21 protein-coding genes are annotated in these 25,899 nt (G+C 72.0%); 7 read left to right on the plus strand and 14 right to left on the minus strand.

Annotation, left to right across the window (positions count from 1 at the left end; genetic code table 11):
* Positions 1-73: 73 nt before the first annotated feature.
* Both ACFWU3_RS27080 and ACFWU3_RS27085 read left to right on the plus strand, forming a co-directional pair.
* Positions 74-1,471 carry a uracil-xanthine permease family protein gene (locus ACFWU3_RS27080; RefSeq protein WP_384442777.1) on the plus strand — a complete coding sequence of 466 codons (1,398 nt, stop codon included), beginning with the start codon at positions 74-76 and terminating at the stop codon, positions 1,469-1,471.
* A 79-nt stretch (positions 1,472-1,550) separates the two neighbouring features.
* Complete coding sequence (locus ACFWU3_RS27085) at positions 1,551-2,255, plus strand: DUF5995 family protein (protein WP_384442780.1); 705 nt, start codon at positions 1,551-1,553, stop codon at positions 2,253-2,255.
* Positions 2,256-2,274: 19 nt separating this feature from the next.
* Here ACFWU3_RS27085 and ACFWU3_RS27090 read toward each other — a convergent pair whose 3' ends face one another.
* Both ACFWU3_RS27090 and ACFWU3_RS27095 read right to left on the minus strand, forming a co-directional pair.
* Positions 2,275-3,966, minus strand: a complete 1,692-nt coding sequence (locus ACFWU3_RS27090) for a flavin monoamine oxidase family protein (protein ID WP_384442783.1) — start codon at positions 3,964-3,966, stop codon at positions 2,275-2,277.
* An 83-nt stretch (positions 3,967-4,049) separates the two neighbouring features.
* Positions 4,050-4,877, minus strand: a complete 828-nt coding sequence (locus ACFWU3_RS27095) for a carbon-nitrogen hydrolase family protein (protein ID WP_384442786.1) — start codon at positions 4,875-4,877, stop codon at positions 4,050-4,052.
* Positions 4,878-5,204: 327 nt separating this feature from the next.
* Here ACFWU3_RS27095 and ACFWU3_RS27100 point away from each other — a divergent pair, with 327 nt between their 5' ends.
* A complete protein-coding gene (locus ACFWU3_RS27100; RefSeq protein ID WP_384442789.1) occupies positions 5,205-5,768 on the plus strand; it encodes a Repetin in 564 nt (187 codons plus the stop codon).
* A gap of 14 nt (positions 5,769-5,782) precedes the next feature.
* Here ACFWU3_RS27100 and ACFWU3_RS27105 read toward each other — a convergent pair whose 3' ends face one another.
* From ACFWU3_RS27105 to ACFWU3_RS27125, 5 genes are all read right to left on the minus strand, one after another.
* Positions 5,783-6,238, minus strand: coding sequence for an Lrp/AsnC family transcriptional regulator (locus ACFWU3_RS27105; RefSeq protein ID WP_384442792.1), 456 nt, complete (start codon positions 6,236-6,238; stop codon positions 5,783-5,785).
* Positions 6,239-6,248: 10 nt separating this feature from the next.
* Positions 6,249-7,715, minus strand: a complete 1,467-nt coding sequence (locus tag ACFWU3_RS27110) for an amino acid permease (RefSeq protein ID WP_313947499.1) — start codon at positions 7,713-7,715, stop codon at positions 6,249-6,251.
* Positions 7,716-8,095: 380 nt separating this feature from the next.
* On the minus strand, positions 8,096-8,464 hold the full coding sequence (locus ACFWU3_RS27115) for a DUF742 domain-containing protein (protein ID WP_384442795.1): 369 nt from the start codon (positions 8,462-8,464) through the stop codon (positions 8,096-8,098).
* Between the two features lie 6 nt (positions 8,465-8,470).
* Positions 8,471-8,893 (minus strand): roadblock/LC7 domain-containing protein, encoded by a 423-nt coding sequence (locus ACFWU3_RS27120; RefSeq protein WP_340472059.1) that lies wholly within the window; start codon positions 8,891-8,893, stop codon positions 8,471-8,473.
* On the minus strand, positions 8,886-11,441 hold the full coding sequence (locus ACFWU3_RS27125) for a nitrate- and nitrite sensing domain-containing protein (protein ID WP_384442799.1): 2,556 nt from the start codon (positions 11,439-11,441) through the stop codon (positions 8,886-8,888). Before ACFWU3_RS27125 ends, ACFWU3_RS27120 begins: the two co-directional genes overlap by 8 nt.
* A gap of 283 nt (positions 11,442-11,724) precedes the next feature.
* Here ACFWU3_RS27125 and ACFWU3_RS27130 point away from each other — a divergent pair, with 283 nt between their 5' ends.
* Positions 11,725-12,732 carry a GDSL-type esterase/lipase family protein gene (locus ACFWU3_RS27130; protein WP_384442802.1) on the plus strand — a complete coding sequence of 336 codons (1,008 nt, stop codon included), beginning with the start codon at positions 11,725-11,727 and terminating at the stop codon, positions 12,730-12,732.
* 46 nt (positions 12,733-12,778) lie between these two features.
* Positions 12,779-13,180 carry an ATP-binding protein gene (locus tag ACFWU3_RS27135; RefSeq protein WP_384442805.1) on the plus strand — a complete coding sequence of 134 codons (402 nt, stop codon included), beginning with the start codon at positions 12,779-12,781 and terminating at the stop codon, positions 13,178-13,180.
* Positions 13,181-13,401: 221 nt separating this feature from the next.
* Here ACFWU3_RS27135 and ACFWU3_RS27140 read toward each other — a convergent pair whose 3' ends face one another.
* The 4 genes from ACFWU3_RS27140 to rpe form a co-directional block, all read right to left on the minus strand.
* Positions 13,402-14,274, minus strand: a complete 873-nt coding sequence (locus ACFWU3_RS27140) for an RNA polymerase sigma factor SigF (protein WP_384442808.1) — start codon at positions 14,272-14,274, stop codon at positions 13,402-13,404.
* A 266-nt stretch (positions 14,275-14,540) separates the two neighbouring features.
* Positions 14,541-16,004, minus strand: a complete 1,464-nt coding sequence (locus ACFWU3_RS27145; RefSeq protein WP_384442854.1) for a GuaB1 family IMP dehydrogenase-related protein — start codon at positions 16,002-16,004, stop codon at positions 14,541-14,543.
* A gap of 149 nt (positions 16,005-16,153) precedes the next feature.
* The gene (locus ACFWU3_RS27150) at positions 16,154-17,137 is read right to left on the minus strand and encodes a sugar-binding domain-containing protein (protein ID WP_313949087.1); all 984 of its coding nucleotides are present in this window, start codon (positions 17,135-17,137) and stop codon (positions 16,154-16,156) included.
* A 135-nt stretch (positions 17,138-17,272) separates the two neighbouring features.
* Positions 17,273-17,959, minus strand: a complete 687-nt coding sequence (rpe, locus tag ACFWU3_RS27155; RefSeq protein WP_384442811.1) for a ribulose-phosphate 3-epimerase — start codon at positions 17,957-17,959, stop codon at positions 17,273-17,275.
* 159 nt (positions 17,960-18,118) lie between these two features.
* Between rpe and ACFWU3_RS27160 the strand changes: the two genes are divergently transcribed.
* Positions 18,119-20,257, plus strand: coding sequence for an MMPL family transporter (locus ACFWU3_RS27160; RefSeq protein ID WP_384442814.1), 2,139 nt, complete (start codon positions 18,119-18,121; stop codon positions 20,255-20,257).
* An 85-nt stretch (positions 20,258-20,342) separates the two neighbouring features.
* On the opposite strand, the gene ACFWU3_RS27165 is transcribed toward ACFWU3_RS27160, so the two are convergent.
* Entirely contained in the window at positions 20,343-21,776 is a 1,434-nt protein-coding gene (locus ACFWU3_RS27165; protein WP_384442817.1) for an RsmB/NOP family class I SAM-dependent RNA methyltransferase, read from the minus strand.
* A 32-nt stretch (positions 21,777-21,808) separates the two neighbouring features.
* Positions 21,809-22,753 (minus strand): methionyl-tRNA formyltransferase, encoded by a 945-nt coding sequence (gene fmt / locus ACFWU3_RS27170; protein WP_384442820.1) that lies wholly within the window; start codon positions 22,751-22,753, stop codon positions 21,809-21,811.
* A 250-nt stretch (positions 22,754-23,003) separates the two neighbouring features.
* Here fmt and ACFWU3_RS27175 point away from each other — a divergent pair, with 250 nt between their 5' ends.
* The gene (locus tag ACFWU3_RS27175) at positions 23,004-23,561 is read left to right on the plus strand and encodes a hypothetical protein (RefSeq protein WP_384442823.1); all 558 of its coding nucleotides are present in this window, start codon (positions 23,004-23,006) and stop codon (positions 23,559-23,561) included.
* Positions 23,562-23,684: 123 nt separating this feature from the next.
* Here ACFWU3_RS27175 and ACFWU3_RS27180 read toward each other — a convergent pair whose 3' ends face one another.
* A complete protein-coding gene (locus ACFWU3_RS27180; protein WP_384442826.1) occupies positions 23,685-25,829 on the minus strand; it encodes a primosomal protein N' in 2,145 nt (714 codons plus the stop codon).
* Between the last annotated feature and the right edge of the window lie 70 nt (positions 25,830-25,899).

The raw sequence follows: 25,899 nt of genomic DNA on the forward strand, positions 1-25,899 counted from the left end.
GGATGGGACTGCGGCGTTGATCGGCCACTACGATTGCGCCGATCATCGAACGACTGTGGAAGTGGAGCGGCCCGTGAATCTCGGCGTGCGCTGGACCCTGCACGGCGACGGGCGGACTCCCGCTCCGGGCGCCGTCGTACGCCCCGACGAGCGGCTCTCCTGGCCGCGTACCGCGGGGCTCGGCGCCCAGCATGTGGTGGCGATGTTCGGGGCGTCGTTCGTGTCCCCGATCCTGATGGGGCTCGACCCCAACCTCGCGATCATGATGTCCGGCATCGCGACGGCGATCTTCCTGCTGGCGACCCGCGGAAAGGTGCCCAGTTATCTGGGCTGTTCGCTCTCCTTCGTGGGTGTGGCCGCCACCATCCGGGCCTCGGGCGGCGACAGCGCCACCGTGACCGGCGCGGTCTTCGTCGTGGGCGCGGCGCTCTTCCTCGCGGGCCTCGCGGTGCAGCGCTTCGGGGCGCACATCATCCATACCGTGATGCCGCCCATCGTGACCGGCGCTGTCGTCATGCTCATCGGCTTCAACCTGGCGCCGGTGACGGCCACGACGTACTGGCCGCAGGACCAGTGGACGGCCCTGCTGACCATGCTGTTCACCGCGCTGGCCGTGGTGTGTCTGCGCGGCTTCTTCTCCCGGATCGCCATCTTCCTCGGCCTCGTCTTCGGCTATGTGCTGTCCTTCGCCCTCGACCGGATCTTCGGCAGGATCCACTCCCCCGCCGGCGGCGCCGAAGCCGTCGATCACTGGCGCCTCGACCTGTCGGGCGTGGGCCGGGCGGACTGGATCGGCCTCCCGTCCTTCCACGCACCGAGCTTCGAGTGGTCGGCGATCCTGGTCGCCCTGCCGGTCGTCATCGCGCTGATCGCCGAGAACGCCGGACACGTCAAGGCCGTCGGCGAGATGATCCGCGAGCCGCTCGACGACAAGCTCGGCACCGCGATCGCGGCGGACGGCGCGGCCTCCATGCTGTCGACGGCCGTCGGCGGCCCGCCGAACACGACGTACTCCGAGAACATCGGCGTCATGGCGGCCACGCGTGTCTACTCGACCGCCGCCTACTGGGCCGCGGCCTGCTTCGCCCTGCTCTTCGGGCTCTGCCCGAAGTTCGGCGCGGTGGTGGCCGCCATCCCCGGCGGCGTGCTCGGCGGGATCACCGTGATCCTCTACGGCATGATCGGCCTGCTCGGCGCCCAGATCTGGATCAACGCCAAGGTGGACATGCGCAATCCGCTGAACCTCGTACCGGCGGCGGCGGGCATCATCATCGGCGTCGGCGGCGTCAGCCTGGAGATCACCGACACCTTCGAGCTCAGCGGCATCGCCCTCGGCACCATCGTGGTCATCGCCGGCTACCACCTGCTGCGGGCCTTCGCCCCCGCCCATCTCAAGCAGCAGGAGCCCCTGCTGGACTCGGGCACCTCCACGTACGACGAGGCCGACAAGCACCCGGACGAGCGGCCGTAGCCACCCGCGTATTCCCTCGTTTCGGGGAAGCCCCGGCCGGTCACCGCGCCCGTGGGCCGGCGGCTGGGACGCTTCCGCCATGGCGCAGAGGGAACTGCTCGCATCGCCGGCCGGCCGCCGCCCGTCCCCGGTCGACTCCGTGGTGGAGCGGATGGTTTCGTTCCGCTCGATCTGGCCCGCGACGGACGGGGTCGCGGTCTTCAACCGCGTCTATCTGGCGGTCACCGAGGAGATCGACCGGCGCATCGCGGCGGGCGACTTCCCCGACCGGCGGGCCGCCGCCACGCTGGACGTGCTGTTCGCCCGGCGCTATCTGGCGGTCGTGGACGCGGCCGCGGTGGGCGAGCGGCCGCCGGCGTGCTGGCGGCCGCTGTTCCAGTACCGGCGCCACCCCGGCATCCACCCGGTGCAGTTCGCCCTCGCCGGGATCAACGCCCACATCGGGCACGACCTGGCGCTCGCCGTCGTCGACACCTGCCGGGTGCTGGACTGCGAACCGGCCGATCTGGAGGGCGAGTTCGACCGGGTCGGCGACATCCTCACGCTCCTGGAGGAGCGCATCAGGGAGGACCTGATGCCAGGACCAGATCTGCTGGAGGTCGCGGATCCGCTCACCCATCTGCTGGGCGCGTGGAGCCTGGACCGGGCGCGCGACGGCGCCTGGTCCGCGGCCCGGCTGCTGTGGGGCGTACGGTCCCTGCCGGAGCTGGCCGACGAGTTCACCGAGCGGCTGGACACGGGCGTCGGCCTGGTCGGGCGCTGCCTGCTGACGCCCTGGTCCTGACCGGCCCGGATCCGGGAGGTCAGTCCTCCGGCAGCTCGACGGGAGCGATCTCGTCGAACACGTCGCCGGGGCCCGGGTTGGTCGGGTCGGTCGTGCCGCCGAGATGCGCCATCACACCCCACACCGCGTTCAGCGCGGTCTGCACGGCGCCCTCCGCCCATCCCGCGGTCCACGAGATGTCGTCACCGGCGAGGAAGATGCCGCGCTTGTCGGCGGGCAGCGAGTCCTGCATGAAGTGGGTGAACAGCCGCCGCTGGTAGCGGTAGTGGCCGGGCAGGTTCGCCTTGAACGCGCCCATGAAGTACGGCTCGTTCTCCCACGAGACGGTGACGGGGTTGCCGATGACGTGGCTGCGGATGTCGACGTTCGGGTAGATCTCGCCGAGCGACTTGAGCATGACCTCCATGCGCTCGTTCGCCGACAGCGGCAGCCACTTCAGGCTGTCGTCGCACCAGGTGTAGGAGAGGCAGATGACGGCCGGCTTGTCGGGGCCGTTGTCCAGCAGATAGGTGCCGCGCGTCATCCGGTCGGTGAGCGTCATCGACATCGTGTCGCGGCCGGTCGTCTCGTCCTTGTCGAGCCAGAACGGCCGGTCGACCGGGACGAAGAGCTTGGACGACTCCATGTAGTGGGTGCGCTCCATCGCCGTCCAGTGGTCGATGGGGAAGAGCGAGTCGTCGCAGTCGATCTTGGAGAGCAGCAGCCAGGACTGCGCGGTGAAGATCGCCGCCTGGAAGGTGCGGATGTCGCCGGACGCGTCGGTGACCGTGATGCGGTTGCCCGCCGTGCGGTTGAGCCGGGTCACGGCCGGACGGGGCTCGCCGTCGTGCAGCGAGGCGAGCGAGGTGCCCAGCGGCCAGTGCACGATCTTCTGCGGCTCGCGCTCCCACAGGCGCACCGGCAGCTGCTGCGAACCGCCGACGATCCCGCGGTGGTGGTCGTCCGCCTCGGTGTAGACGACGCGGAGGATCTCCAGGATGGAGTTGGGGAAGTCGGTGTCCCAGCCGCCGGTGCCGAATCCGACCTGCCCGAAGATCTCGCGGTGCCGGAAGGACTTGAAGGCCTCCGAGTCGCACAGGAACCCGTAGAAGGTCTGGTTGTCGAGCTTCTCGACCAGCTTCGCCCAGATCTCCCGGATGCGGGGCACGTCGCGCTCCCGCATGGCGCGGTTCATGTCGGAGAAGTCGGCGCCCTCCTCCAGGCAGGCGTTCCAGGCCGCGGCGACATCGCGGTAGACCTGCGGCAGGTCGTCGATGGTCTCGGCGTAGTGGGACTCGCCCTTGAGATCGACCACGGTCGAGGGGGTCGCCTCGGACAGCGGGTTCGGGAACGGCTCGGTGACCAGTCCCACCAGGTCGATGTAGTGCTGGAGGGCCGTCGAGGACGGCGGGAAGCGCATGGCGCCCATCTCGGCGGTGAGCTCCGGGTCGCAGCCGTCGAAGCCGACGGTGCGCAGCCGGCCGCCGATCCGGTCCGCCTCGTAGACGACGGGCTTGAGGCCCATCTTCATGAGCTCGTACGCGGCGACGATGCCGGAGAGCCCGCCGCCGATGACGGCGACCTCGGTGCCGTGCTCGGTCGCGGGTATCTGGCCGAGGCCGGCGGGGTGGGCGAGGAAGTCGTCGTACGCGTACGGGAAGTCCGGACCGAACATGGTGATCGGCGGCTGAGCGTCGGTGTGCTGGACAGCGGTGGGCACCGTGGACGTCATGGGGTACGGACTCCTTGCGCAAAAAGGTGGGGCGGGGAAGGCCGGGCGGGCCCGGAAGGTCGTGGCGTGGGGAGCGCCGCGGCTCAGTTCAGTGAGGTGTACAGGCCCGGTCGGCGGTCCTGGAGATACGGATTGGCCTCGCGCGACGCGCTCAGGAAGGCGGGGTCCACATCGCCGACCACGAGTTCCTCGCCACGGCCGGCGCGGGCCCGGGCGGCGCCGTCAGGGCCGGCGAGACAGCTGAGTCCGACGAACTCGAACTCCCCCTCGGGGCCTGTCCTGTTGACGTACGCGATGTACATCTGGCTCTCGAAGGCCCGCACCGGTACCAGTGACTCGGCGACGAACTGGAAGGGGTGCATCTGCGCGGTGGGCACCAGCAGGAGGTCGGTGCCGGCGAGGGCGTGCGCGCGGACGTTCTCCGGGAATTCCACGTCGTAGCAGATCAGCATGCCGATCGTGATGCCGTCGAGCTCGGCCTGGACGACGGGCTGGTCGCCGGGGGTGAACCACTGCTGCTCGAAGCAGCCGAAGAGATGGGTCTTGCGGTAGTTCGCCAGTCGGTCGCCGTCGGGGCCGATCAGCTGGGCGGAGTTGAAGATCAGGCCCGGTCCGCCGGACCGGTCGCCGGCGGTGCCGCCGTCGCGCTCGGGGTATCCGTACACGACCGCGATGCCGTGGCGGACGGCGATCTCGGCGACGGCCGTGGCACCGGGGCCGTCGGCGGGCTCCGCCAGCACGGGCAGCTCGTCCCCGATCGCGTATCCGGTCAGGAACAGCTCGGGGCTCACCAGCAGACGGGCGCCGGTGGCCGCGGCGCGCGCGGCGGCCTCGTCGAGCGCCTTCAGATTCTCGGCGACCGAGCCCGGTCGGCCGGAACTCTGGAGCAGTGCGGTGCGCAGCGGCGGCATGGCTGACCTCGGACGGAGTGCGGGGTGGAGGAGACGTCAAAACGGTACGGGCCGGGCACCGGCCGGGACAAGGCGCGACCGTTGCGCGCCGATGAGCGATCCGTTGCGCCGACGGTCCCGGGAGCGGCGATTCGTTGCGCCCTGTGACCTGCGGCATGCGGAGCGGGGGTGAGACCGGCTGCGGACAGGGCCTACCGCTGCGGTCGTACCCGGCCGCCGGCTCCCCCGCCCGGACGGCGGAGCCGAGCACCGTCTTCGGCGCGATGTGCGGCGGGAGGCCCGCCGGAAGAGTGGTCGTCGTCCGGTTCACCTGCCGAAAGGACCGCCATGAAGGCTCCAGTCCACCGTCGTACGAAGATCGCCGCGATCGGCGCGGCCCTGCTGATCACCGCCGGGGCCACCGGGTCCGCCATGGCCTCGGACGACGCCGAGTCGCGCGGCGGCGGGCAGCGGGAGGCCGCGGCCCTCACCGGCTCCGCGAAGCTGTACCGCTCGCTCGGCGACGACATCACCTTCACCTTCGACGCGCATCTGGCGGCGAAGGACACCGACGACCCGCTCAAGGCCACCGGCACCTTCAGCTGGAGCCACTATCTGAACGGCGAGGGCGCCTGGGCGAAGGCCAGGGTCGACTGCCTGGTCACCGGCGGCAAGGTGGCCGTGGTCAGCGGCGTGATCACCGACACCGACCTGGAAGGAGCGAAGGGCACCCGGGTCGGCATCACCGTCCACGACGTCGGAGGGCGGGACCGGCTCGGCTACAGCTGGGCCGCCCAGGGCAGCCCGGTGGAGACCAAGGACCTGCCCCGATGCGTGGGCTCAGCGCCCTTCGAGAAGGTGAAGGGGGGCTCGGGCGACTTCCGGGTGGTGCCCTGGAACCCCAAGCTCTGACCGGGCCGGACGGTTCAGGCGGGTGAGCCCGACGAGTAGCGCCGCAGCAGCGGCGAGAGCACCAGAACCGACTTGGTGCGCTCGACGAAGGGCTCGCCCGCGATCCGTTCCAGCACCCGCTCGAAGTGGCGCATGTCGGCTGCGAAGACCTGCACGATCGCGTCCGCGTCCCCGGTGACGGTGGAGGCGGACGCGATCTCCGGGTACCGCTTCAGCCCGCGCTCGATGGCCTCGGGCGAGGTGTTGCGGCTGCAGTAGATCTCGATGAACCCCTCGGTCTCCCAGCCGAGGGCCGCCGGGTCCACCCGTACGGTGAAGCCGGTGATGGCCCCCACGGCGCGCAGCCTGTCCACACGCCGCTTCACGGCGGGAGCGGACAGGCCCACCATCGCGCCGATGTCGGCGTAGGAGCGGCGGGCGTCCTCCGCCAGAGCGTGGACGATGCGTTCGTCGAGATCGTTGAGTCGCACTACGAATGGGTCACTTCTCTGCGGTGGCCAGTCGGGAGCGGCGCATGCCGTAACCGAAGTAGAACACGAGGCCGACCGCCATCCAGACTCCGAAGACCGCCCAGGTGACGGCCGGGAGGCTGAACATCATCCAGACGCAGAAGGCGAAGCCCGCCACCGGGAACAGCGGCGAGAGCGGGACCCGGAACGTGCGGTCCATGTCCGGGCGCGTCCGGCGCAGCACCACGACCGCCACATTGACCAGGGCGAAGGCGAAGAGCGTGCCGATGCTGGTCGCGTCGGCGAGCTGGCCCAGCGGCACGGCGGCCGCCAGCACTCCGCAGAACACCGAGACGATCACGGTGTTGGCGCGGGGCACGCCGCTCTTGCGGTCGACCTTGGAGAAGACCTTGGGGACGAGTCCGTCGCGGGACATCGCGAACAGGATGCGGGTCTGTCCGTAGAGCACGGTGAGGACGACGCTGGCGATGGCGATCACCGCGCCGGCGGCGAGCAGGACGGCCCAGAACGTCTGGCCGGTCACGTCGCGCATGATGCCGGCGAGTGCGGCCTCCGACTCGCCGAAGCCCTTCCACGGCCGGGCGCCCACGGCGACGGCCGCGACCAGTACGTACAGGGCCGTGACGATGAGCAGCGAGAGCATGATCGCGCGCGGCAGGTCGCGCTGCGGGTTCTTCGCCTCCTCACCGGCCGTCGATGCCGCGTCGAAGCCGATGTAGGAGAAGAACAGCGAGGCGCCGGCGGCGCTGACGCCCGCCATGCCCAGCGGCATGAAGTTCTCGTAGTTGCCGGCCCGGAAGCCCTGGACGCCGACGGCGCAGAAGAGCACCAGTGCGGCGATCTTCACGACGACCATGATCGTGTTGGCGCGGGCGCTCTCGCGGGCGCCGCCGAGCAGGAAGACCATCGCCAGGAGCACGACGATGAGGGCGGGCAGATTGAACAGGCCGCCGTCGCCCGGCGGAGCGGACAGCACGTCCGGGATGGTCACGCCGATCGTGCCGTCGAGCAGTTCGTTGAGGTACTCGCCCCAGCCGACGGCCACCGCGGCCACCGACACCCCGTACTCGAGGATCAGACACCAGCCGCAGACCCAGGCGATGAGTTCGCCGAGCGTGGCGTAGGTGTACGAGTAGGAGGAACCGGAGACGGGGATCGTGCCGGCGAGTTCGGCGTAGGAGAGCGCCGAGAACAAGGCGGTGAGGCCGGCTATCACGAAGGAGACGGTGACCGCGGGCCCCGCCTCGGGAACGGCCTCACCGAGGACGACGAAGATGCCCGTGCCGAGCGTGGCGCCGATGCTGATCATGGTCAGCTGCCACATGGAGAGCGACCGGCGCAGCGATCCGCCTTCCCCCTGACCACTCTCGGCAACCAGGCGCTCGACGGGCTTGCGCCGCATCAGCCGGGCTCCGGCGCCGGGGCGCCCGCCCTGCGGTGGCTCGGTCGAGGGTGGGGCTGCGCCGTGGTCCAGCACTGCGGGTGCTCCTTCATTGCTGCGGATCGCGACGGGTGACCTGCGACGATCCACGGGCATGACGGAGGGGTCCGCATGAGGGGAGACCGCCGAGCAGACGGTCACCGCCACTCCTGGTACGGGGGATGAGCCTATGAGTCCGCGCTCGGAACCGGAAATGCACTGTCGTTGCGCATCGGCGGACGATCATTGCGCGATGACGGAGAGTACGTGGAAACATTGCGCTCCGCCGACCGCGGGCCTCATCGCGGCGGGGAACGCGGGAAGGGCGATCCGGTGAAACGCGCCGCACACCGTGGTGAACGCGGGCGCCGTCCCGCGGTGAAGGCAGACGTCATCCCGCGGTGAAGGCAGACGTCGTCCCGCGGTGAACACAGGTGTCACAACTCCCGCAGCCTGGCGGCGATTTCCCGCAGCAGCACGGGGTCGTGCAGGTTCCGGGGCGTCACCGGCTCGGAGATCCTGACGAGACCGGCCTCGGCGAGGTCGGCGAGCAGCACCCGGACGACGGTCAGTGGCAGATCGGCGTCGGCGGCGATCTCGGCGACCGGCCGCGGCTCGCGCCGCACCAGCTCCAGCAGCGCGCTGCGGGCGTGGTCGAGCGGCAGGTCCACGCCCTCCGGGTCCAGGGCCGTGACCTGGGACATCAGGTCGATGTTCTGCTCGGACGCGGGCCGGGTCCGGCCTCGGGTGACGGTGTAGGGCCGTACCAGGGGACCGGACTCGTCCTCGTACCAGTGGTCGCTCACGAGGACTCAGGTGCCGGTGTCCTCGGGGCCCGAGCGCGTGGGTACGGCCATGTGCCGTCCCACGCGGCGGACCAGCAGCGCCATTTCGTGGGCCAGCTGACCGACGTCCGTCTCGATGTCGGAGAGGACGGCCAGCCGGCTGCCGTCGCCGGCCGGGGTGATGAAGAGGAAGGCGTTGTCGAGCATCACCATCGTCTGTCGCACACTGCCCGCCGCGAAACGGTCGCCCGCCTCCTTCGCCAGGCTGTGGAAGCCCGCGCAGACGGCGGACAGATGCTCGATGTCCCGCCTGACCATGCCCCGCGACGCGCTGCCGACCAGGCCGTCCGCCGTGAGGAGCACCGCCTGCTGCACATGGCCGGTCCTGGCCACCAGGTCGTCGAGGAGCCAGCCCAGGCCGGTACTTTCTCCGGTGCCTTCGTCAGCCATCGTCGTCGGTCCCTTCATCGGTCGTGCGGGCTTGCGGTGCGGTGCTCGGCGCCTCGGGTCCGACGCTGTCGCCACGGCGGCCGCGGTCCAGTCCCCGCTGGAAGGATCCGAAGATCGAGCGCATCTCCTCGGCGGACACCTCACGGTCGGGCCCCCCGGCGGCGGACGGGGGCGCGTCCCGTAGCGGGGGCGCGAGGGACGCCTGGCGCACGCGGGTGGGGAGCCCGTGCAGCGGCGTCACGGGGGCAGCCGTCCCGCCGGGCCCGGCGGTCGGCACGGGTGGCGGCCTCTCGCCCGGCGCGGGTGCGGCGGTCGGGTCCGGCACGGGTGCCGGCCTCTCGCCCGGCCCGGCGGTCGGCGCGGGTGCGGCGGTCGGGTCCGGCACGGATGGCGGCCTCTCGCCGGACTCGATGTCCCCGTCCGACGCAGCTGCCTTCTCGCCGGACGCGGCGGCGGCGTCCGTCACCGGTGCCGCCTTCTCCGGGGTCGGGACAGTGCCGTCCCGTACAGGCACCGGCCTTGCGCCGGACTCCGTTGTCGCCGTCGTCCTCTCCGGCGCGGGTTCCGGATCGTCCGCGGCACGGTCGTGCACGAGAGGGACGGGTTCGAGCGTGCGCCGCGTGTCCTCGGCCCGTACGGCCCGCGGCCGGGGCGGCGGCGCGCTCTCCGGCTCCGCGGCCCTGCCCGGCTGCTCGACGGCGGCGAGGACCGCGTTGGGCAGGAACACCACGGCCGTGGTGCCGCCGTACGGGGAACGGGTGAGCGTGACACCGATGCCGTGCCGTTCGGCCAGGCGCCCGACGACGTACAGCCCGAGGCGGTCGTCCTGCGCCGGATCGAAGTCACCGGGCCGGGCAAGTGTCCGCCGGGCCTCCTCCAGCGCGGTCTCGTCCATGCCGAGTCCGCGGTCGTCGATCTCCAGCACGAAGCCGTTGCCGACCCGTCCGGTGCGCATGGTGACCTGGGTGTGCGGCGGGGAGTACACGGCGGCGTTCTCGACGAGTTCGGCGACCAGGTGCACCACGTCCGCCACGGCGTCGGCCGTGATGCCGACCGCGGGCATGGGCGGTACGACGACACGTGCGTAGTCCTCGATCTCGCCGACGGCCGCGGACACGATGTCGACGACCGGCACCGGCCGCCGCCACCGACGGCCGGGGGCGGCGCCGGAGAGGATGATCAGGCCCTCCGCGTGCCGGCGCATCCGGGTGGTCAGATGGTCGATACGGAACAGGTCGTCGAGCGTGTCGGGGTCGCTGGTGCGTCGCTCCAGGGTGTCGACGAGCTTCGACTGGCGGTGCACGAGCGCCTGGTTGCGGCGGGCGATGTTGAGCAGGACGGCGAAGATGCCCCGGCGCAGCGTGGACTGCTTGACGGCGGCCTCGACGGCGGCGAGCCGTGCGGCGTTGAGAGCCTGGCCCACCTGATCGATCTCGTCGGTCTCGTCCGGGCCGCGCTTCGGGTCGCCGAAGTCGAGGGGCGGAGCGGCGGCCGCCGCGTCGACCTCCTCGCCCGCGGCGAGCCTCTCCATCACGTCGGGCAGCTGGCGGGTGGCCAACAGGCCTGCGGCGTCCCGCAGTTCCTCCAGCCGGCGCGAGATGCGGCGTCCGCTGGCCACCGAGAACCAGATCGACAGACCGACCGCGGCCAGTCCCGCCACACCGACGACCGCTGCCTTGATCATCTCGTGGTAGGCGAAGGCGCGGCCCCGGTCGGACGCGTTGATCGCCGCGTCGGTGCACAGCAGCATGTACCGCTGGACCGCACGGTCCGTCGTGTCGCGCCACGAGTCGCCGGCCATCGCCTCACCGGCGCCCGCGGGACCGGCCCGCAGCAACGTGTCCTCCTGGGCGACCAGGGCCCGGTAGTCGTCGCTGCGCCCGAAGGCGGCGAAGAGCTGCCGGGAGTCGGCCGGGAGGTCGGGCACATAGGTGCGGTGGAAGACCCGGCGGTCCTCGATCGTGGCGGTGAGCGTGTCGTACTGCGCGTCGCTCAGCCGACCGGCGGCGTGGGCGCCCGCCACCAGGGCGTCCTGACGGGAGACGAACTCCCGCACCCGCACGAGTTCGACGACGACCTGCGCCTCGCGGGCGAGTTGGCCGGCCTGAAGTGCGGTGAGCGTGGACTGCACGTCGAAGGTGGGTTCCAGCATCGCCGTGTACTCCTCGATCGCGCGGTCCCAGGAGATCGTCCGGCTCACGACCTTCTCGCGCAGCGCCTCCAGATCGTCCGTCGCGTCCGTCATCGCGTCCAGGGACTCCCGCTGGCGTGCGGAGAGATCCTCACGCCGCTCCCGGTCGCCGATCGCCTCGCGCATCGCGCGCACCGCCCGGTCGGTGGAGCGCTGCTGCTGGGTCAGACCGGCGACGGCGGCAGCGCTGCCCTGCGGTCCCGCCCCCAAGTACGCGGCGGAGAGCCGCCGTTCGATCTGGATCTGTCCCACGGCGGTGTCGACCGGCGTTCCGAAGCTCTCGTACATGCTCTGGAGCCGTATGAGCGCGCGGAGATCACCGGTCACGGAGACCATGGCGAAGGTCCACAAGGACATCAGAGCAATGACGGGTATGACCGTCAGTGTCACGATCCGTCCCCGGATCGTGGGGCGGCGAAGTCGCCGGCGCATGGTCTCCCCTGGGCAAGAGAGCAACTGAACAGCGGTGATTACCCCCGAGTAGGGGGCAGTCAAGTTACGCGACGCAGCATGTGCAACGCAACGTTCCTGGGGGTAACCGGCCGTTCAGTAAGCGCGGTATTTTCTGACTTCCCGTCAGGTCGTTGCGTGGTGTGCAAGCACTGCTCCACGACCCGCAACCCGACCCTTGGAGGCCCCGGTGACCTGGCTCGATCCTCATCCATTCCTGCGCGGAGTGGCCTGGCTGGACCGAGGACGGCCGGTGCGTGCGGACCCGGCGGACGCGCGCCGGCTGCCCTGGGACACCTGGGAGCGGGCCACCCTGCCCATCGGCGTACGCCTGGAGTTCACGTCCGAGGACGCCGACGCGGTCGAGATCCGCTACCGCGCCTCGCCGCCGGGTGAGAACGACGCGCTGCGGGACCTGCCGCACTGTTTCGCGCTGTGGCAGGACGACCGGTGCGTCTCGGAGACGATCACCGAACCCTCCGCCGAGTCGGTGGTCACCGTGGCGCTGCCGGGCAGTTCCGCCGCGCCCTTCACCGTGCATCCGCCCGAGTCCGTGGCACCCGAGATCCTCGGGCTGCGCGCGGTCGGCGGCTCGATCACGCCCGCCCCACGACAGCCCCGCTGGCTCGTGCACGGGGACTCCATCACCGAGGGCTGGTGGTCCACCCGCCCCGCCCACTCCTGGCCGGCCACCGCCGGCCGGCGGCTGGGCCTGGACACCGTCAACCTGGGATACGCGGGGTGCGCCCACGGCGAACCGGCCCTGGCCGAACAACTGGCATCGCTGGAAGCGGACGCCATCACCCTCGCCTTCGGCACCAACTGCTGGTCCAGCACCCCCTGCTCGGCGCCGTTGCTGTACGAGACGGTCCGCACCTTCCTCACCCTCGTACGCCAGGGCCACCCCCGCACACCGCTCCTGGTCGTCTCCCCCGTCCTGCGCCCCGGTGCGGAGAACACCCCGAACAGGCTGGGCGCCACGCTCTCGGATCTGCGTGCGGCGATGGAGCAGGCGGTCACCGGCCGCAGGGAGGGCAGTGACGGACAGGACCCGGACGACTGGCTCGCCCTGCTTCCCGGTCGCGACCTGCTCGGGGCGGGGCAACTGGCCGACGGGGTGCATCCCGACGACGAGGGGCATGCCGTTCTGGCGGCCGCGGTGGCCGAGGCCCTCCCCTCGGCGCGTCCGAACGGATGAGGTGCAAGCGCAAATACATGCTCCGGGACGGGGTACGCGAGCTGCGATGAACACTGAACCGCGGATGGTGACCGACCCCCCGCTCCCCAGCGACAGCGCGCGGGCCCGCAGGGCGACCGCGGACTTCCTGGCGCGCCACTGCCCGTGGGCCGACCTGGACGCCGTACTGCTGGTCGTGTCCGAGCTGGTCAGCAACGCGGTGCAGCACACGGCCGGCTGGTGGCGGCTCCATCTGGCGGCGGCCCAGGACACGCTGGTGGTCGAGATCGACGACTCCAGCCCGGCGATCCCGGTCTCCCGCGAGCCCGACTTCAGCGGCAGCGGCGGGTTCGGCTGGAACATGGTGAACCAGCTCGCCGGACAGGTGGAGATCAGCCCCCTGCCCTGCGGCAAGCGGGTCCAGGCGACGTGGGTGAGGAAGATCCCCGCGACGGCGCCTGCCTGCTGACGGCATCCGAGAGGGGCGGGCACGCTGCCGGCCCATGGGCACTACAGCCATCGGTCGGTACACCACGCTGCGGTTACGCAAGAACGGCGCGCGCCCGTCTGGGAAACACAGAAGGCGGCGCGCCCTCCCGGGGAACACAGGAGGCGGCGCCCCCTGTCAGGTGGGGCGCCGCCTGTCCCGTGGGGGGATCTTCCCGTGGGGGGAAGTGTGAGGGCGGGAGTTCAGGCTCCCGCGAGCAGGCCCTCGCGAAGCCGCGAGGTGATGCGGTTCAGCAGCCGGGACACATGCATCTGCGAGACGCCGAGCTCGGCACCGATCTCCGCCTGCGTCAGCTCCTGGCCGAAGCGCATGGCGAGGATCAGCCGGTCCCGGTCGTCGAGTTCCTGGATGAGCGGCTTGAGCGCCTGCACGTTCTCGGCGATCTCCAGATCGGCGTCCGGTGCGCCGAGCCGGTCGGACAGCGGTGCCGACGCGTGGTCGGAGGTGTCGTCGACGGGGGTGTCGATGGAGCCGGCGGTGTAGCCGTTGCTCGCGACGATGCCCTCGATGACCTCTTCCTCGTCGAGCTTGAGGTGCGCGGCGAGCTCCGCCGTGCTCGGCGCCCGGTCGAGCCGCTGGGAGAGCTCGTCGGCCGCCTTCGCCAGATCTATCCGCAACTCCTGGAGCCGCCGCGGCACATGGACCGCCCAGCTGGTGTCACGGAAGAACCTCTTGATCTCACCGACGATGTACGGGACGGCGAAGGTCGCGAACTCCACCTCACGGCTCAGCTCGAACCGGTCGATCGCCTTGATCAGGCCGATGGTTCCGACCTGGATGATGTCTTCCATCTGCTCGGCCCGGTTCCGGAACCGGCCGGCCGCGTACTTCACCAGAGCGAGGTTCAGCTCGATGAGGGTGTTCCGCACGTACTGGTAGTCGGGGGTGCCTTCCTCCAGCGAGGACAGGCGCACGAAGAAGACCTTGGAGATCTCCCGTGCGTCCTTCGGAGCGACCGCCCTGGGGTCCCGCACCTCCGGAAGCTCGAGCTCGCCGCTCGGGCACCGTGTTCCCGGCTCTGTGCGTTCGGTCGCAACCGTACTCGCCGTGGACACTAAGTCCTCCCCTGCTCCGTGGTCAGTGCAACGGCCCGTCTACCCCCAGTCCTCCCAGACATGCCTACGAATTCCAAAGTCGTGGAAACACCTGGTGGGAGCGGCCCGCGGGGCCGGCTGATCGGGCAAACGCCGGATGCGGGCGCACACAAAGACGTCCGGCCCCGGACGATGCCGGGACCGGACGCGAACGGCCGTGCGGGCGAACGCTTGTCGCCCTGGCTCCTGTTGCCGGAAGGTCGGGCGCCGTCAGGCCCCGCGGTCCCCTAGCTCCAACTGGCGTGCAGCGGCTTGCCCTCCGCGTATCCCGCGGCGCTCTGCACACCCACGATCGCCCGCTCGGCGAACTCCTCCAGGGAGTTGGCGCCGGCGTACGTGCAGGACGAGCGGACGCCGGCGATGATCGAGTCGATCAGGTCCTCGACGCCGGGACGGGTCGGGTCGAGGAACATGCGCGAGGTGGAGATGCCCTCCTCGAACAGCGCCTTGCGGGCCCGGTCGTACGCGGATTCCTCACTCGTACGGTTGCGGACGGCCCGCGCGGACGCCATACCGAAGGACTCCTTGTAGAGCCGTCCGTCCGCGGTCTGCTGGAGATCGCCCGGGGACTCGTACGTACCGGCGAACCACGAGCCGATCATGACGTTGGACGCGCCCGCGGCGAGCGCCATGGCGACATCGCGGGGGTGGCGGACACCGCCGTCGGCCCAGACGTGCTTGCCGTACTTCTTCGCCTCGGCCGCGCACTCCAGCACCGCCGAGAACTGCGGCCGGCCCACGCCGGTCATCATCCGGGTGGTGCACATGGCGCCGGGGCCCACGCCGACCTTGATGATGTCCGCGCCGGCCTCGACGAGGTCGCGCACGCCCTCGGCAGCCACGATGTTGCCCGCCACGATGGGCACGTGCGGGTCCAGACCGCGGACCGCCTTGATCGCGGCGATCATCGATTCCTGGTGCCCGTGCGCCGTGTCGACGACGAGGGTGTCGACGCCCGCGTCGAGAAGCTGCTTGGCCTTGCCCGCGACATCGCCGTTGATGCCGACGGCCGCGGCGATGCGCAGCTTGCCCTGGGCGTCGACGGCAGGGGTGTAGAGAGTCGCGCGCAGGGCGCCCTTACGGGTGAGGATGCCGACGAGGCGGCCTTCCCGGTCGACCGCGGGGGCGTAGCGCCGGTTGGCCGCGTCCAGGGTGTTGAAGGCGTCGCGCGGGTCGATGTCCGCGTCGATCAGCAGCAGGTCCTTGGACATGACCTCGGACAGCTGGGTGAAGCGGTCGACCCCGGTCAGGTCGGCGTCGGTGACGACACCGACGGGCCGGTGGTCGGCGTCGACGACCACACCCGCGTCGTGGGCACGCTTGGGCAGCAGGGCCAGCGCGTCGGCGACGGTCTGCGTGGGGGCGAGCACGATCGGGGTGTCCAGGACGTGGTGACGCGTCTTCACCCAGGCGATGACCTCGGTGACGACCTCGATCGGAATGTCCTGGGGGATGACGACGAGTCCGCCGCGGCGGGCGAGCGTCTCCGCCATCCGGCGGCCCGCGATGGCGGTCATGTTGGCGACGACCAGCGGGATGGTGGTGCCGCTTCCGTCGGGGGACGAGAGGTCCACACCCAGACGGGAGCCCACGGCCGAACGGCTCGGCACCATGAACACGTCGTCGTACGTCAGGTCGTACGGCGGCTTCAGGTCATTGAGGAAACGCACGTGCTGATCATCCCAGTCGATCGGAGTTGGCCCCCGGTCATCTCAGCCGGGGAAATCGCACGTACTTCATTGTCCCATGCCCACCCGCATGCACGGCCCGGACGATTCCTCCAGGTCAGCGCGGGTGGGCTGGTGCGATCGTCCAAGTCGGTCCGTCCGGCCCGCACCCGTCAGTCGTCGGGGTCCGCGCGCTCCAGCGCCGGGCGCGGCCCCGCCTGCACCGAGAGCAGGTGGTCGGCGGCCGCCGTGTCCGTCACCAGGCTGGTGACGAGACCGGAGCGCAGCACGGCCGCGATGGCCTCCGCCTTGCGCTGGCCGCCCGCGATGGCCACCACCTCGGGGATCCGGCGCAGCCGGTCGGCCTCGACGGTGATGCAGCGTTCGCCCAGGTCACGCCCGACACGTCGGCCGTCCCGGTCGAAGAGGTGCGCCGACATCTCGGCGGCCACACCGAAGGAGGCGTACCGGGCGCGCTCCTCGTCGCTGAGCATGTCGTACACCGTCGAGATGCCCGGCTCCCAGGAGCCGATGGAGACAGCCGCGACGGTGACCTTGTCGAAGTACTCGAAGGCGCGCGCGATGCCGGTCTGGTTGCGCAGCGCGGCCGCGGTGGCGGCGTCGGGCAGCAGCATCGGCGCGTAGATGGGGTGGGCGTCGCCGCCGGAGACCTGGGCCGCGCGTCTGACTGCCTCCACCGAGCCGCGCTCGGCGGTGCCCGCGTCGTAGACGCCCGTGAGCTGGACGACGGTGCAGGGCGGCAGCCGGTCCAGCGCGGCGGCCATGTGGATGGTGGACCGGCCCCAGGCCAGGCCCAGCACATCGCCCTCGTTCACGAGCTCGCCGAGCAGGTCGGCGGCCACCTCGCCCAGGTTCTCCGGATCCGGCGACTCGTCGGCCGCCTCGGCCGGTGACTCGACCACGACCGCGTGACGCAGTCCGAAATGGGCACGGAGGGCGTCGGAGCGCTCGGCGTCCAGTTCCGCCGGGACGCGGATCTCGATCCTGACGAGATCGCGTTCCAGGGCGGTCTCCAGGACGCGCGCCACCTTGAAGCGGCTGACGCCGAACTCCTCCGCGATCTGGATCTTGGACTTGCCCTCGAGGTAGAAGCGGCGGGCCATGGCCGCCGCCTGCACCAGCTCCGCGGGTCCCATCCGCAGGGCAGACCGTCCCGCCGACCTTGCAGACACCGCGATCTCCTCACTGCTGTTCGCACTCCAGATCTGCAATCCTGTCAGATCCGGCGGTTGTCGATCAGCCCCGAAGGGCCGAGTTCACTTGCTTGTGGCTCAGTGGTTGCAAGCCCAGCTCGCCGAGGCGATGCTCCGCTCGCCCTTGGCCCGCAGGGCGCGCACGGCCTGCGCCGGGTCCTCGGCGCCGTAGACCGCGGAGCCCGCGACGAAGACGTCCGCGCCCGCCTCGGCGCACCGCTCGATCGTGGCGTCCGAGACTCCGCCGTCCACCTGGAGCCACAGGGCGAGGCCGTGCTTGGAGATCAGCTCACGGGTGCGGCGGATCTTGGGCAGCATGATGTCGAGGAAGGCCTGACCGCCGAAGCCGGGCTCCACGGTCATGATCAGCAGCATGTCGAGCTCGGGCAGCAGATCCTCGTACGGCTCGATCGGGGTGGCCGGCTTGAGCGCCATCGAGGCACGGGCCCCCTTGGCGCGGATCTCGCGGGCCAGCCGGACCGGGGCGGCGGCTGCCTCCACGTGGAAGGTGACGGAACCGGCTCCCGCCTCGACGTACTGCGGTGCCCACCGATCGGGGTCGTCGATCATCAGATGGCAGTCCAGCGGGGTGTCCGTCGCCCGGCTGAGGGATTCCACGATCGGCACGCCCAGCGTCAGGTTGGGCACGAAGTGGTTGTCCATCACGTCGACATGGAGCCAGTCGGCGCCCTCGACGGCCCGGGCCTCTTCCGCCAGGCGGGAGAAGTCGGCGGAGAGGATACTGGGGTTGATCTGTACGGCCATGGCCCAAGCCTGCCATGTTCCGGGGGTCTTCCCCTCCCCGGTACGGGTTCCGGTCCGGACCAAAGCGCTCCGTGATCACCACAGTCCGTGCAATCCTGGCGTTTTCGGCCAGGGTCGAGGCCAATTGGGGGCGTCATGCCGGACGGGAACACGGGACAGATGCGGCCTCGTCGAGGCGTCGCCCACCTGGTCTGCGGGCGACGTGCCAAGTGGGTCGTGGTCGTGCTCTGGCTCGCGGTGATGGTGCTGGCGTTCCCGCTCGCGCAGAAACTCACCGACGCCCAGGACAACGACGCCGCGTCCTGGCTGCCCGGCAGCGCGGAATCCACTCAAGTCCTGCATGAGGCCGAGGAGTTCAGGCCCGAGGTCATCCCGGCCATCGTCGTCTACGCCCGCGAGAGCGGCCTCACGGCGGCCGACCGCACGCGCATCGCCGAGGACGTCGCCGAACTGAGGCAACTGAGCGCGCACGGCGTGCTGGGCGACGAGGTGCGCGGTCCGGTGCTGGACCGGCCGGTGGATCCGCGGGCGGCGCAGGTCTTCGTCCCCATCGTCATGGACGAGAAGGGCTGGGAACGGATCGGCCCGGCCGTGGACTCGATCCGCGGGGTGACCGGCACAGCGGCCGCGGGCCTCGCGGTGCATGTCACGGGTCCGGGCGGCACGGCCGCCGACTCCTCCGCGGCCTTCGAGGGCATCGACTCGACCCTGCTGCTCTCGGCGCTCGCCGTGGTGATCGTGATGCTGCTGATCACCTATCGCAGTCCGACGCTGCTGCTGGTGCCGGTGATCGCGGCCGTCGCGTCGCTGTCCACCGCGCAGGCGCTGATCTATCTGCTGGCGGAGCACGCCGGTCTGACCGTCAACGGACAGAGCGCGGGGATTCTGACGGTCCTCGTCTTCGGCGCGGGGACGGACTACGCCCTGTTGTTGATCGCGCGCTACCGCGAGGAGCTGCGCCGTCACGAGGACCGGCACGAGGCGATGGCTCGCGCGCTGCACCGTGCGGGCCCGGCGGTGCTGGCGAGCGGCGCCACGGTGGTACTCGGCATGCTGGTCCTGGTCTTCGCCGAGATGAACTCCACCAGTGGCCTCGGCCCGGTTGCCGCGATCGGGGTGGCGGTGGCGCTGATCGCGATGATCACGCTGTTCCCGGCGCTCCTCGTCATCTTCGGCCGCTGGATCTTCTGGCCGGTGATCCCTCACTTCGGCTCGCTCGAGCCGACGGAGCGCGGAGTGTGGGCGCGGATGGGCCGGTGGATCGCCAGGCGGCCACGGGCGATCTGGGCCGGCACGGCGGTCGTGCTGGTGGCCTTCTCGATCGGCCTGACCCAACTGCGTGCCGAGGGCATCAGCAACGCCGACTCCTTCACGGAGAAGCCCGACTCGATCGTCGGCCAGGAGGTCCAGGCGACGTACTTCCCCGCGGGCAGCGGCGACCCGCTGATCGTCATCAGCGATGCGGCACAGGCAGGACAGGTGCGGGCGGCCGTGGCGGCCACGCCCGGTGTGGTCCCGGCCTCGATCGCCGTTCCGCCCGGCACCAAGCCCGTGCACGAGGGCCGGGTGCTGATCGAGGCGACGATGACGGCGCCCGCGGACAGCGCGGCCGCGAAGGACACCGTGGAACGCGTACGGGACGCGGTGCACGCTGTCCCGGACGCGGATGCGCAGGTGGGCGGCGGCACGGCCGCCCTGCTGGACATGGACACCGCCACCCGGCACGACAACCTGCTGATCATCCCACTGGTCCTGCTGGTCGTCCTGCTCGTGCTGACCGTCCTGCTGCGGGCCCTGGTGGCACCGCTGCTGCTGATCGCGACGGTGGTGCTGTCGTTCGCGGCCGCGCTGGGACTCAGTGCGCTCGCGTTCCGCTACATCTTCGACTTCGCGGGCGAGACGACGGACTTCCCGCTGTTCGTCTTCGTGTTCCTGGTGGCGCTGGGCATCGACTACAACATCTTCCTGTCCACCCGTATCCGCGAGGAGGCCGGCCGCCAGGGGACGCGCGCGGGCGTGGTGACGGGCCTCGCCGCCACGGGCGCGGTGATCACCTCGGCGGGCCTGGTCCTTGCGGGCACGTTCGCGGCGCTGGGCACCCTCCCGATCGTCGCCTTCGCCGAAATCGGCTTCGCGGTGGCGCTCGGCGTCCTGCTGGACACATTCGTCGTCCGCTCGGTCCTGGTCACGTCCCTGTTCCTGGACGCGGGCCCGAAGGTGTGGTGGCCGCACCCGATGTCACGCGAGGAGGACCCGAAGGAACCCCCGACGAAGACGGAGGAACCGGCGAAGGTCTGACGCCGACGTCCCCCAGCGCGGGCGGGGGGCCGCGTCTGCCCGCCCGGGGCCGGCGGACCTGCCGGGCCAGTCGGCCCGGCCGGCCTCACCCCGTGCGCCTCAGCAGTGCCAGATACATCGCGTCCGTGCCGTGCAGATGCGGCCAGAGCTGGACGTCCGGGCCGTCGCCGAGGGCCGGGACGTCCGGCATCAGGGGCCTCGCGTCCAGGAGTTCCGCCTCGATCGGGTCGCCTCCGCGGCCGCGGAGGACGTCGTCGACGACCACCCGCGTCTCGGCGAGGTGCGGCGAGCACGTCGCGTACCCCACCACTCCCCCGATCCGGACCGCGCTGAGCGCCTCGCGCAGCAGGGCGCGCTGGAGGGGGGCGAAGCCCTCCAGGTCCTCCGGGCGGCGGCGCCAGCGGGCCTCCGGGCGGCGGCGCAGGGCGCCGAGGCCCGTGCAGGGGACGTCGACCAGCACCCGGTCGAACGAGCCCGGCAGCCACGGCGGGCGTGTGCCGTCCGCGGCGATGACCTGGTACGGGCCGGGGTTGCCCGCCAGCGCCCGTTCCACCAGGCGCGCACGGTGCGGCTGCTTCTCGGCGGCCAGGAGTGAGGCCCCCCGCTGCGCCGCGAGCGCCGCCAGCAGGGCCGCCTTGCCGCCGGGGCCGGCGCAGGCGTCGAGCCAGCGCTCGTCGGAGCCCTCCAGCTGCGCACCGGCCAGCGCGATCGCGACGAGCTGGCTGCCCTCGTCCTGCACGCCCGCCCGGCCCTCGCGCACCGCCTCCAGCGCGCCCGGCTCGCCGCCCTCCGCCATCCGTACGGCATACGGGGACCAGCGGCCCGGCAGCCCGGACTCCTCGCCCACCGCCGCCAGCAGCTCGTCCGTCGTGGAGCGGCCCGGCCGGGCGACGAGGGTCACCTCGGGGCGCTCGTTGTCGGCCTCCAGCAGGTCCTCGATGCCGGCGCGGCCACCGCCGAGCGAGTCCCACAGCGCGGAGACGACCCACCGGGGGTGCGAGTGCACCACGGCGAGATGGTCCTCGGCGTCCTCGTCGTAGGGCGGGGCGACCCGCTCCACCCAGGTGTCGAGGTCGTCCTGCGAGATCTTGCGCAGCACGGCGTTGACGAACCTGGCGCGCCCGTCGCCGAGCACCACCCGCGCCAGCTCCACGCTCGCGGAGACCGCGGCGTGCGTCGGAATGCGGGTGCCGAGCAGCTGGTGGGCGCCGAGCGCCAGCACATCGAGCACCGGCGGATCGACCTCACGCAGCGGCCGGTCGATACAGGTGGCGATGATCGCGTCGTAGGTGCCCTGCCGGCGCAGCGTCCCGTACACCAGCTCCGTCGCCAGCGCCGCGTCCCGCGCGTCGAAGTCACCCTGCTCGCGGGCCTTCTTCAGCAGCGGCGGCAGGACGAGGTTGGCATACGCGTCCCGCTCGTCGACGGCCCGCAGTGCCTCGAAGGCGAGGATCCGCACCGGATCCTTCTTCGGGCGGCGGTAGGGCTTGGGGGTACGGCGACGTGCCTGCTCGTTCAAAGGTGCTCCGCGATCGAAAGGGTCCAACCCCCTCAGCCTACGTCGGCGACTCCGACGTGCTCACCGGGGGCGATGCGTACCCCGCGGGCCCAGTCGGCGGCGCGCATCGGCTTCTTGCCCTGCGGCTGGACCCAGAGCAGTTCGACCGCGTGGGACCCGGTGCCGACATGGACGTTGTTCTTGCCGGCCGCGAGTTCACCGGGCGCGAGGTCCGTGCGGTCGGCGGCCGGCCGAGCGTTCACGATCTTGAGCCGCTCGCCGCGGAACTCCGTCCAGGCGCCCGGCGCGGGCGTGCAGGCGCGGATGACGCGGTCCACCCGCAGCGCCGGGGTCCGCCAGTCGACGCGGGCGTCCTCGACGGTGATCTTCGGCGCCAGCGACACGCCCTCCGCGGGCTGCGGCACCGCGTGCAGGCTGCCGTCCTCGATGCCGTCCATGGTCGCCGAGAGCAGCCCGGCGCCGGCGAACGCGAGCCGGGTGAGCAGATCGCCGCTCGTGTCGGTGGACCGCACCTGCTCGGTGATCACGCCGTAGACCGGGCCCGAGTCGAGTCCCTCCTCGATCAGGAAGGTGGCGGCGCCCGTCATGTCGTCCCCGGCGAGCAGGGCGTGCTGCACCGGCGCGGCACCGCGCCAGGCCGGGAGGAGCGAGAAGTGGAGGTTCACCCAGCCGCGTGCGGGCACGTCGAGGGCGACCTTCGGCAGCAGCGCGCCGTACGCGACGACGGGGCAGCAGTCGGGCGCGATCTCCCGCAGCCGGGCCAGGAAGTCCTCGTCCCGCGGCTTGGCGGGCTTGAGCACCTCGATCCCGGCCTCTTCGGCGCGCTGCGCGACCGGACTGGCGACCAGGTGCCGTCCGCGTCCGGCGGGCGCGTCCGGCCGGGTGACGACAGCGGCCACCTCGTGCCGCCCGGAGGCGATCAGGGCGTCCAGAGCGGGTACGGCGACCTCGGGGGTGCCTGCGAAGACGAGCTTCATGGGTGGCTGACTGCCTCTCAGGCTGGATGGTGCGGTGGGGCGGCGACGCGTGCGTCGACGAGCAGCACACCAGTCTATGGGCCCCTGGCACAGGGGGCGTACGGAGCACCGCGCGCCCCGCGCATACGCGTCCACGCCCCCGAGGCGTGACCACATCGCCCGCTGGAGCGTTGGTCAAGAGAGATTGACCGAAACGGGCCGCCAGGATGCGGCCCACCCCCTTTTCAACGCCGGTTCGAGAGGCTTGCCAATGGCCGACCACGCAACCCATGACGCCCAAGCCCGGGCAAGTCTGCATCTGTTGGTGCGGGACATCGAGCGGGTCCGCCGGCAGGTGGACGCATTGCGCACGCTCACCGCACAGCTGGGCAATGTCTACCGGCCCCGCCGCTCCGGCCCCTCCGCGGGCTTCGTCGTCTACGGCCGGGCTCCCGCGCCGACCGTCCGTCTCGCCCAGGAGCTGCGGGACAGCGTCGAGACGCTGGTGACGGCGGCGGTGGACTTCGACCGTTCGCTGGGTTTCTCGTGGGACGCGGTGGGGTCGGCGCTCGGGGTCACCAAGCAGGCCGTCCACCGCCGTTACGGCGCCCGCAGGGCCACGCAGCAGGCGGCCGTCGACGGGGACCACGCCGTGGAGACGACGACGCGCACGCTCCCGCCGCCGGGAATCCCCTCGCCGGCGCTGCCGGCGCCCGGCCTGCCCGCGGTGCCCGCCGCCCGCACCATGCCGCCGCAGCCGACGGCCACCAGCCAATCCCTCCGGGAGGAGGCCCGCCCGAGCGCCTTCCCCGGCCCGCGCAACGGTTGACCCTCCGCCCCGGCTGCTGCCCCCGCCCGCGAGGACGGGGGCAGCGGTCTGTCGGCCGCGTACGACCGCGGGTGCGGCGGGACGCGCGGCCGGGAAGGGCCGGGCGCCACGCGGGGCGGGCCCTCAGCCGATGTCCGGGGGGTCGATCCTGATCCGCACCTGGTCCGTGCCCCCGCGTGCCATCCGGGCCGCCTGCGCCGCCTTCAGAGCGGCCGCGAGCGCCGCCCCGCTGCCCGGCGGGACACGCAGCAGCGCCCGCTCCCAGGTCTCCCCCACCGGCGGATCCCCCGGCCGCCGCGGCCGGCCGGGATCCGCTACGGGCAGCGGTACCGGGCCCAGCACCTCGACGTCCGGCGGGAGTGCGGCCGACGCGACGAAGGCGGCCACGACGTCCGCCCTGCCGGTCACGGCCGCCATCCGCGACACGGGCGGGAATCCGAGCTCGGCGCGCTCGGCCAGCTCCCGCTGGGCATGGCCGACGGGGTCCCAGCGGACGAGCGCCTGGACGGGCCGCAGGGTCGGTTCGGCGACGACCACCACGGTGCCGCCCTCGCTCTGGCCGCGAACCAGGGCCGATGCGTCGATCCAGCGTCTGAGCGCGTCCTCGCCGGCGCGAAGATCGGGCCGTCCCAGCATCGCCCAGCCGTCGAGCAGCAGTGCCGCCGCGTATCCGCCCTCGGCGACGGGCTCGGCGCCCGGGGTGCTCACCACCAGCGCCGGCCGCGCCGGGACGGTGTCCAGCACATGGTCGCGGCCCGAGGTGCGCACCGGGACCGCGGGAAAGGCCCGGCCGAGCTCCTCGGCGGTGCGCCGAGCGCCCACGACGCTCGCCCGCAGCCGCGTGGCCCCGCAGGCCACGCAGTGCCAGTCCGTGGCGCCACGTCCGCACCAGCGGCAGGTCAGATCGCGCGCGTCCGGTGCCTCGAGCGGTCCCGAACAGTGCCGGCACCGGGCCGGCGTACGGCATCGCTCGCAGGCGAGGCTGGGCGCATAGCCACGCCGGGGGACCTGCACCAGCACCGGTCCGCTCTTCAGCCCGTCCCGCACGGCCTGCCAGGCCACGCTGGGCAGCCGCGCGGCCCGGGCGGCCTCGTCCCGTGCCAGGTCCTGGTCGCCGACCGTACGGACCAGCGGTGCGGCGGAGCGCACCTGCTCCCGGTCGGCGGCCAGCGGCAGCGCCCAGCCGCTCTCGACCAGCTGGGCGGCCTCCACCGTGCAGCTCGTGCTGCCCAGCAGGAACGCGCAGGTCTCGTGGGTGGCGCGGAGTTCCAGTACCTCTCGGACGTGCGGGAAGGGGGCATTCTCGTCGCTGTGGCTGGAGTCGCCGTCATCCCAGACGGCGACCAGTCCGAGGTCCTGCACGGGGGCGAACATCGCCGCCCGCGTCCCGACGACGGCCTTCACGGAGCCTCTGCGCACGGCGAGCCACTGGCGGTAGCGCTTCTCGGGCCCGGACTCGGCGGTCAGCAGCGCATGCCGGCCTGCTCCCAGCAGCTCGGTGAGCGCGGCGTCGACCCGCGCCGCCCGCCGCCCGTCGGGCACGACCACCAGGGCGCCCCGGCCCGATGCGAGGGTGGCGGCGACGGCACGCGCCAGCTCGTCGGGCCAGCGGGGCCCCGGCAGCGCTGTCCACACGGCCCGGGGCGTCCCGCCCGTCGCCAGCGCCTCCAGGAACGCCGGCCCCCGGCCGTACCGCGTCCAGCTGCCGGGCTCGGGGGCCGGCGGCGCGGGCAGCGGCTCGGGCGACGGCTTGGACTCGGCCCGTCCGTTCCTCGGCGGGATCGCGAGCTGGAGCACGTCCGCGAGGCTCCCCGCGTACCGGTCGGCGACCGCGCGCGCGAGCGCCAGCATCTGCGGGCCGAGCACGGGCTCGGGCGAGACGACATAGGCGAGCGCTGCGAGCGCCCCGCCGTAGTCGCTCTCGGCACGCCGCTCGATCAGGAAGCCGTCGATCAGACCGCCGCCCTCGCGCCGTCCGTCGCGCACCCGGTGCGCCCCGGCGCCGAAGCGCACGCGCACCCGCACTCCCGGCTGCGCGTCGGCGTCGAGCTCCTCGGGCACGGCGTAGTCGAAGTACTGGTCGAGGTGCAGCACGCCTTTGTTGACCATCACCCGCGCCACGGGCAGGTCCCGGGCGAGCGCGGCTCCCCGCCAGGTCCGCGGTTTGGCCTTGGGCACGTTGGCCTTGCGGACGGTCTCCCGGATGAGCGCAAGCTGCTCCGGCCCACCGGCGGCGGGCTCGTCGGGCTGCTCGTTGTCGCTGCTCACAGCCAAATTCCTACCAGATGCCACCGACAGCGGGCCCGGGCCGTGGTGCGGCCCAGGCGCACGGCCGAGG

This window comes from Streptomyces sp. NPDC058685 (assembly GCF_042714725.1).
Lineage (GTDB): Bacteria > Actinomycetota > Actinomycetes > Streptomycetales > Streptomycetaceae > Streptomyces.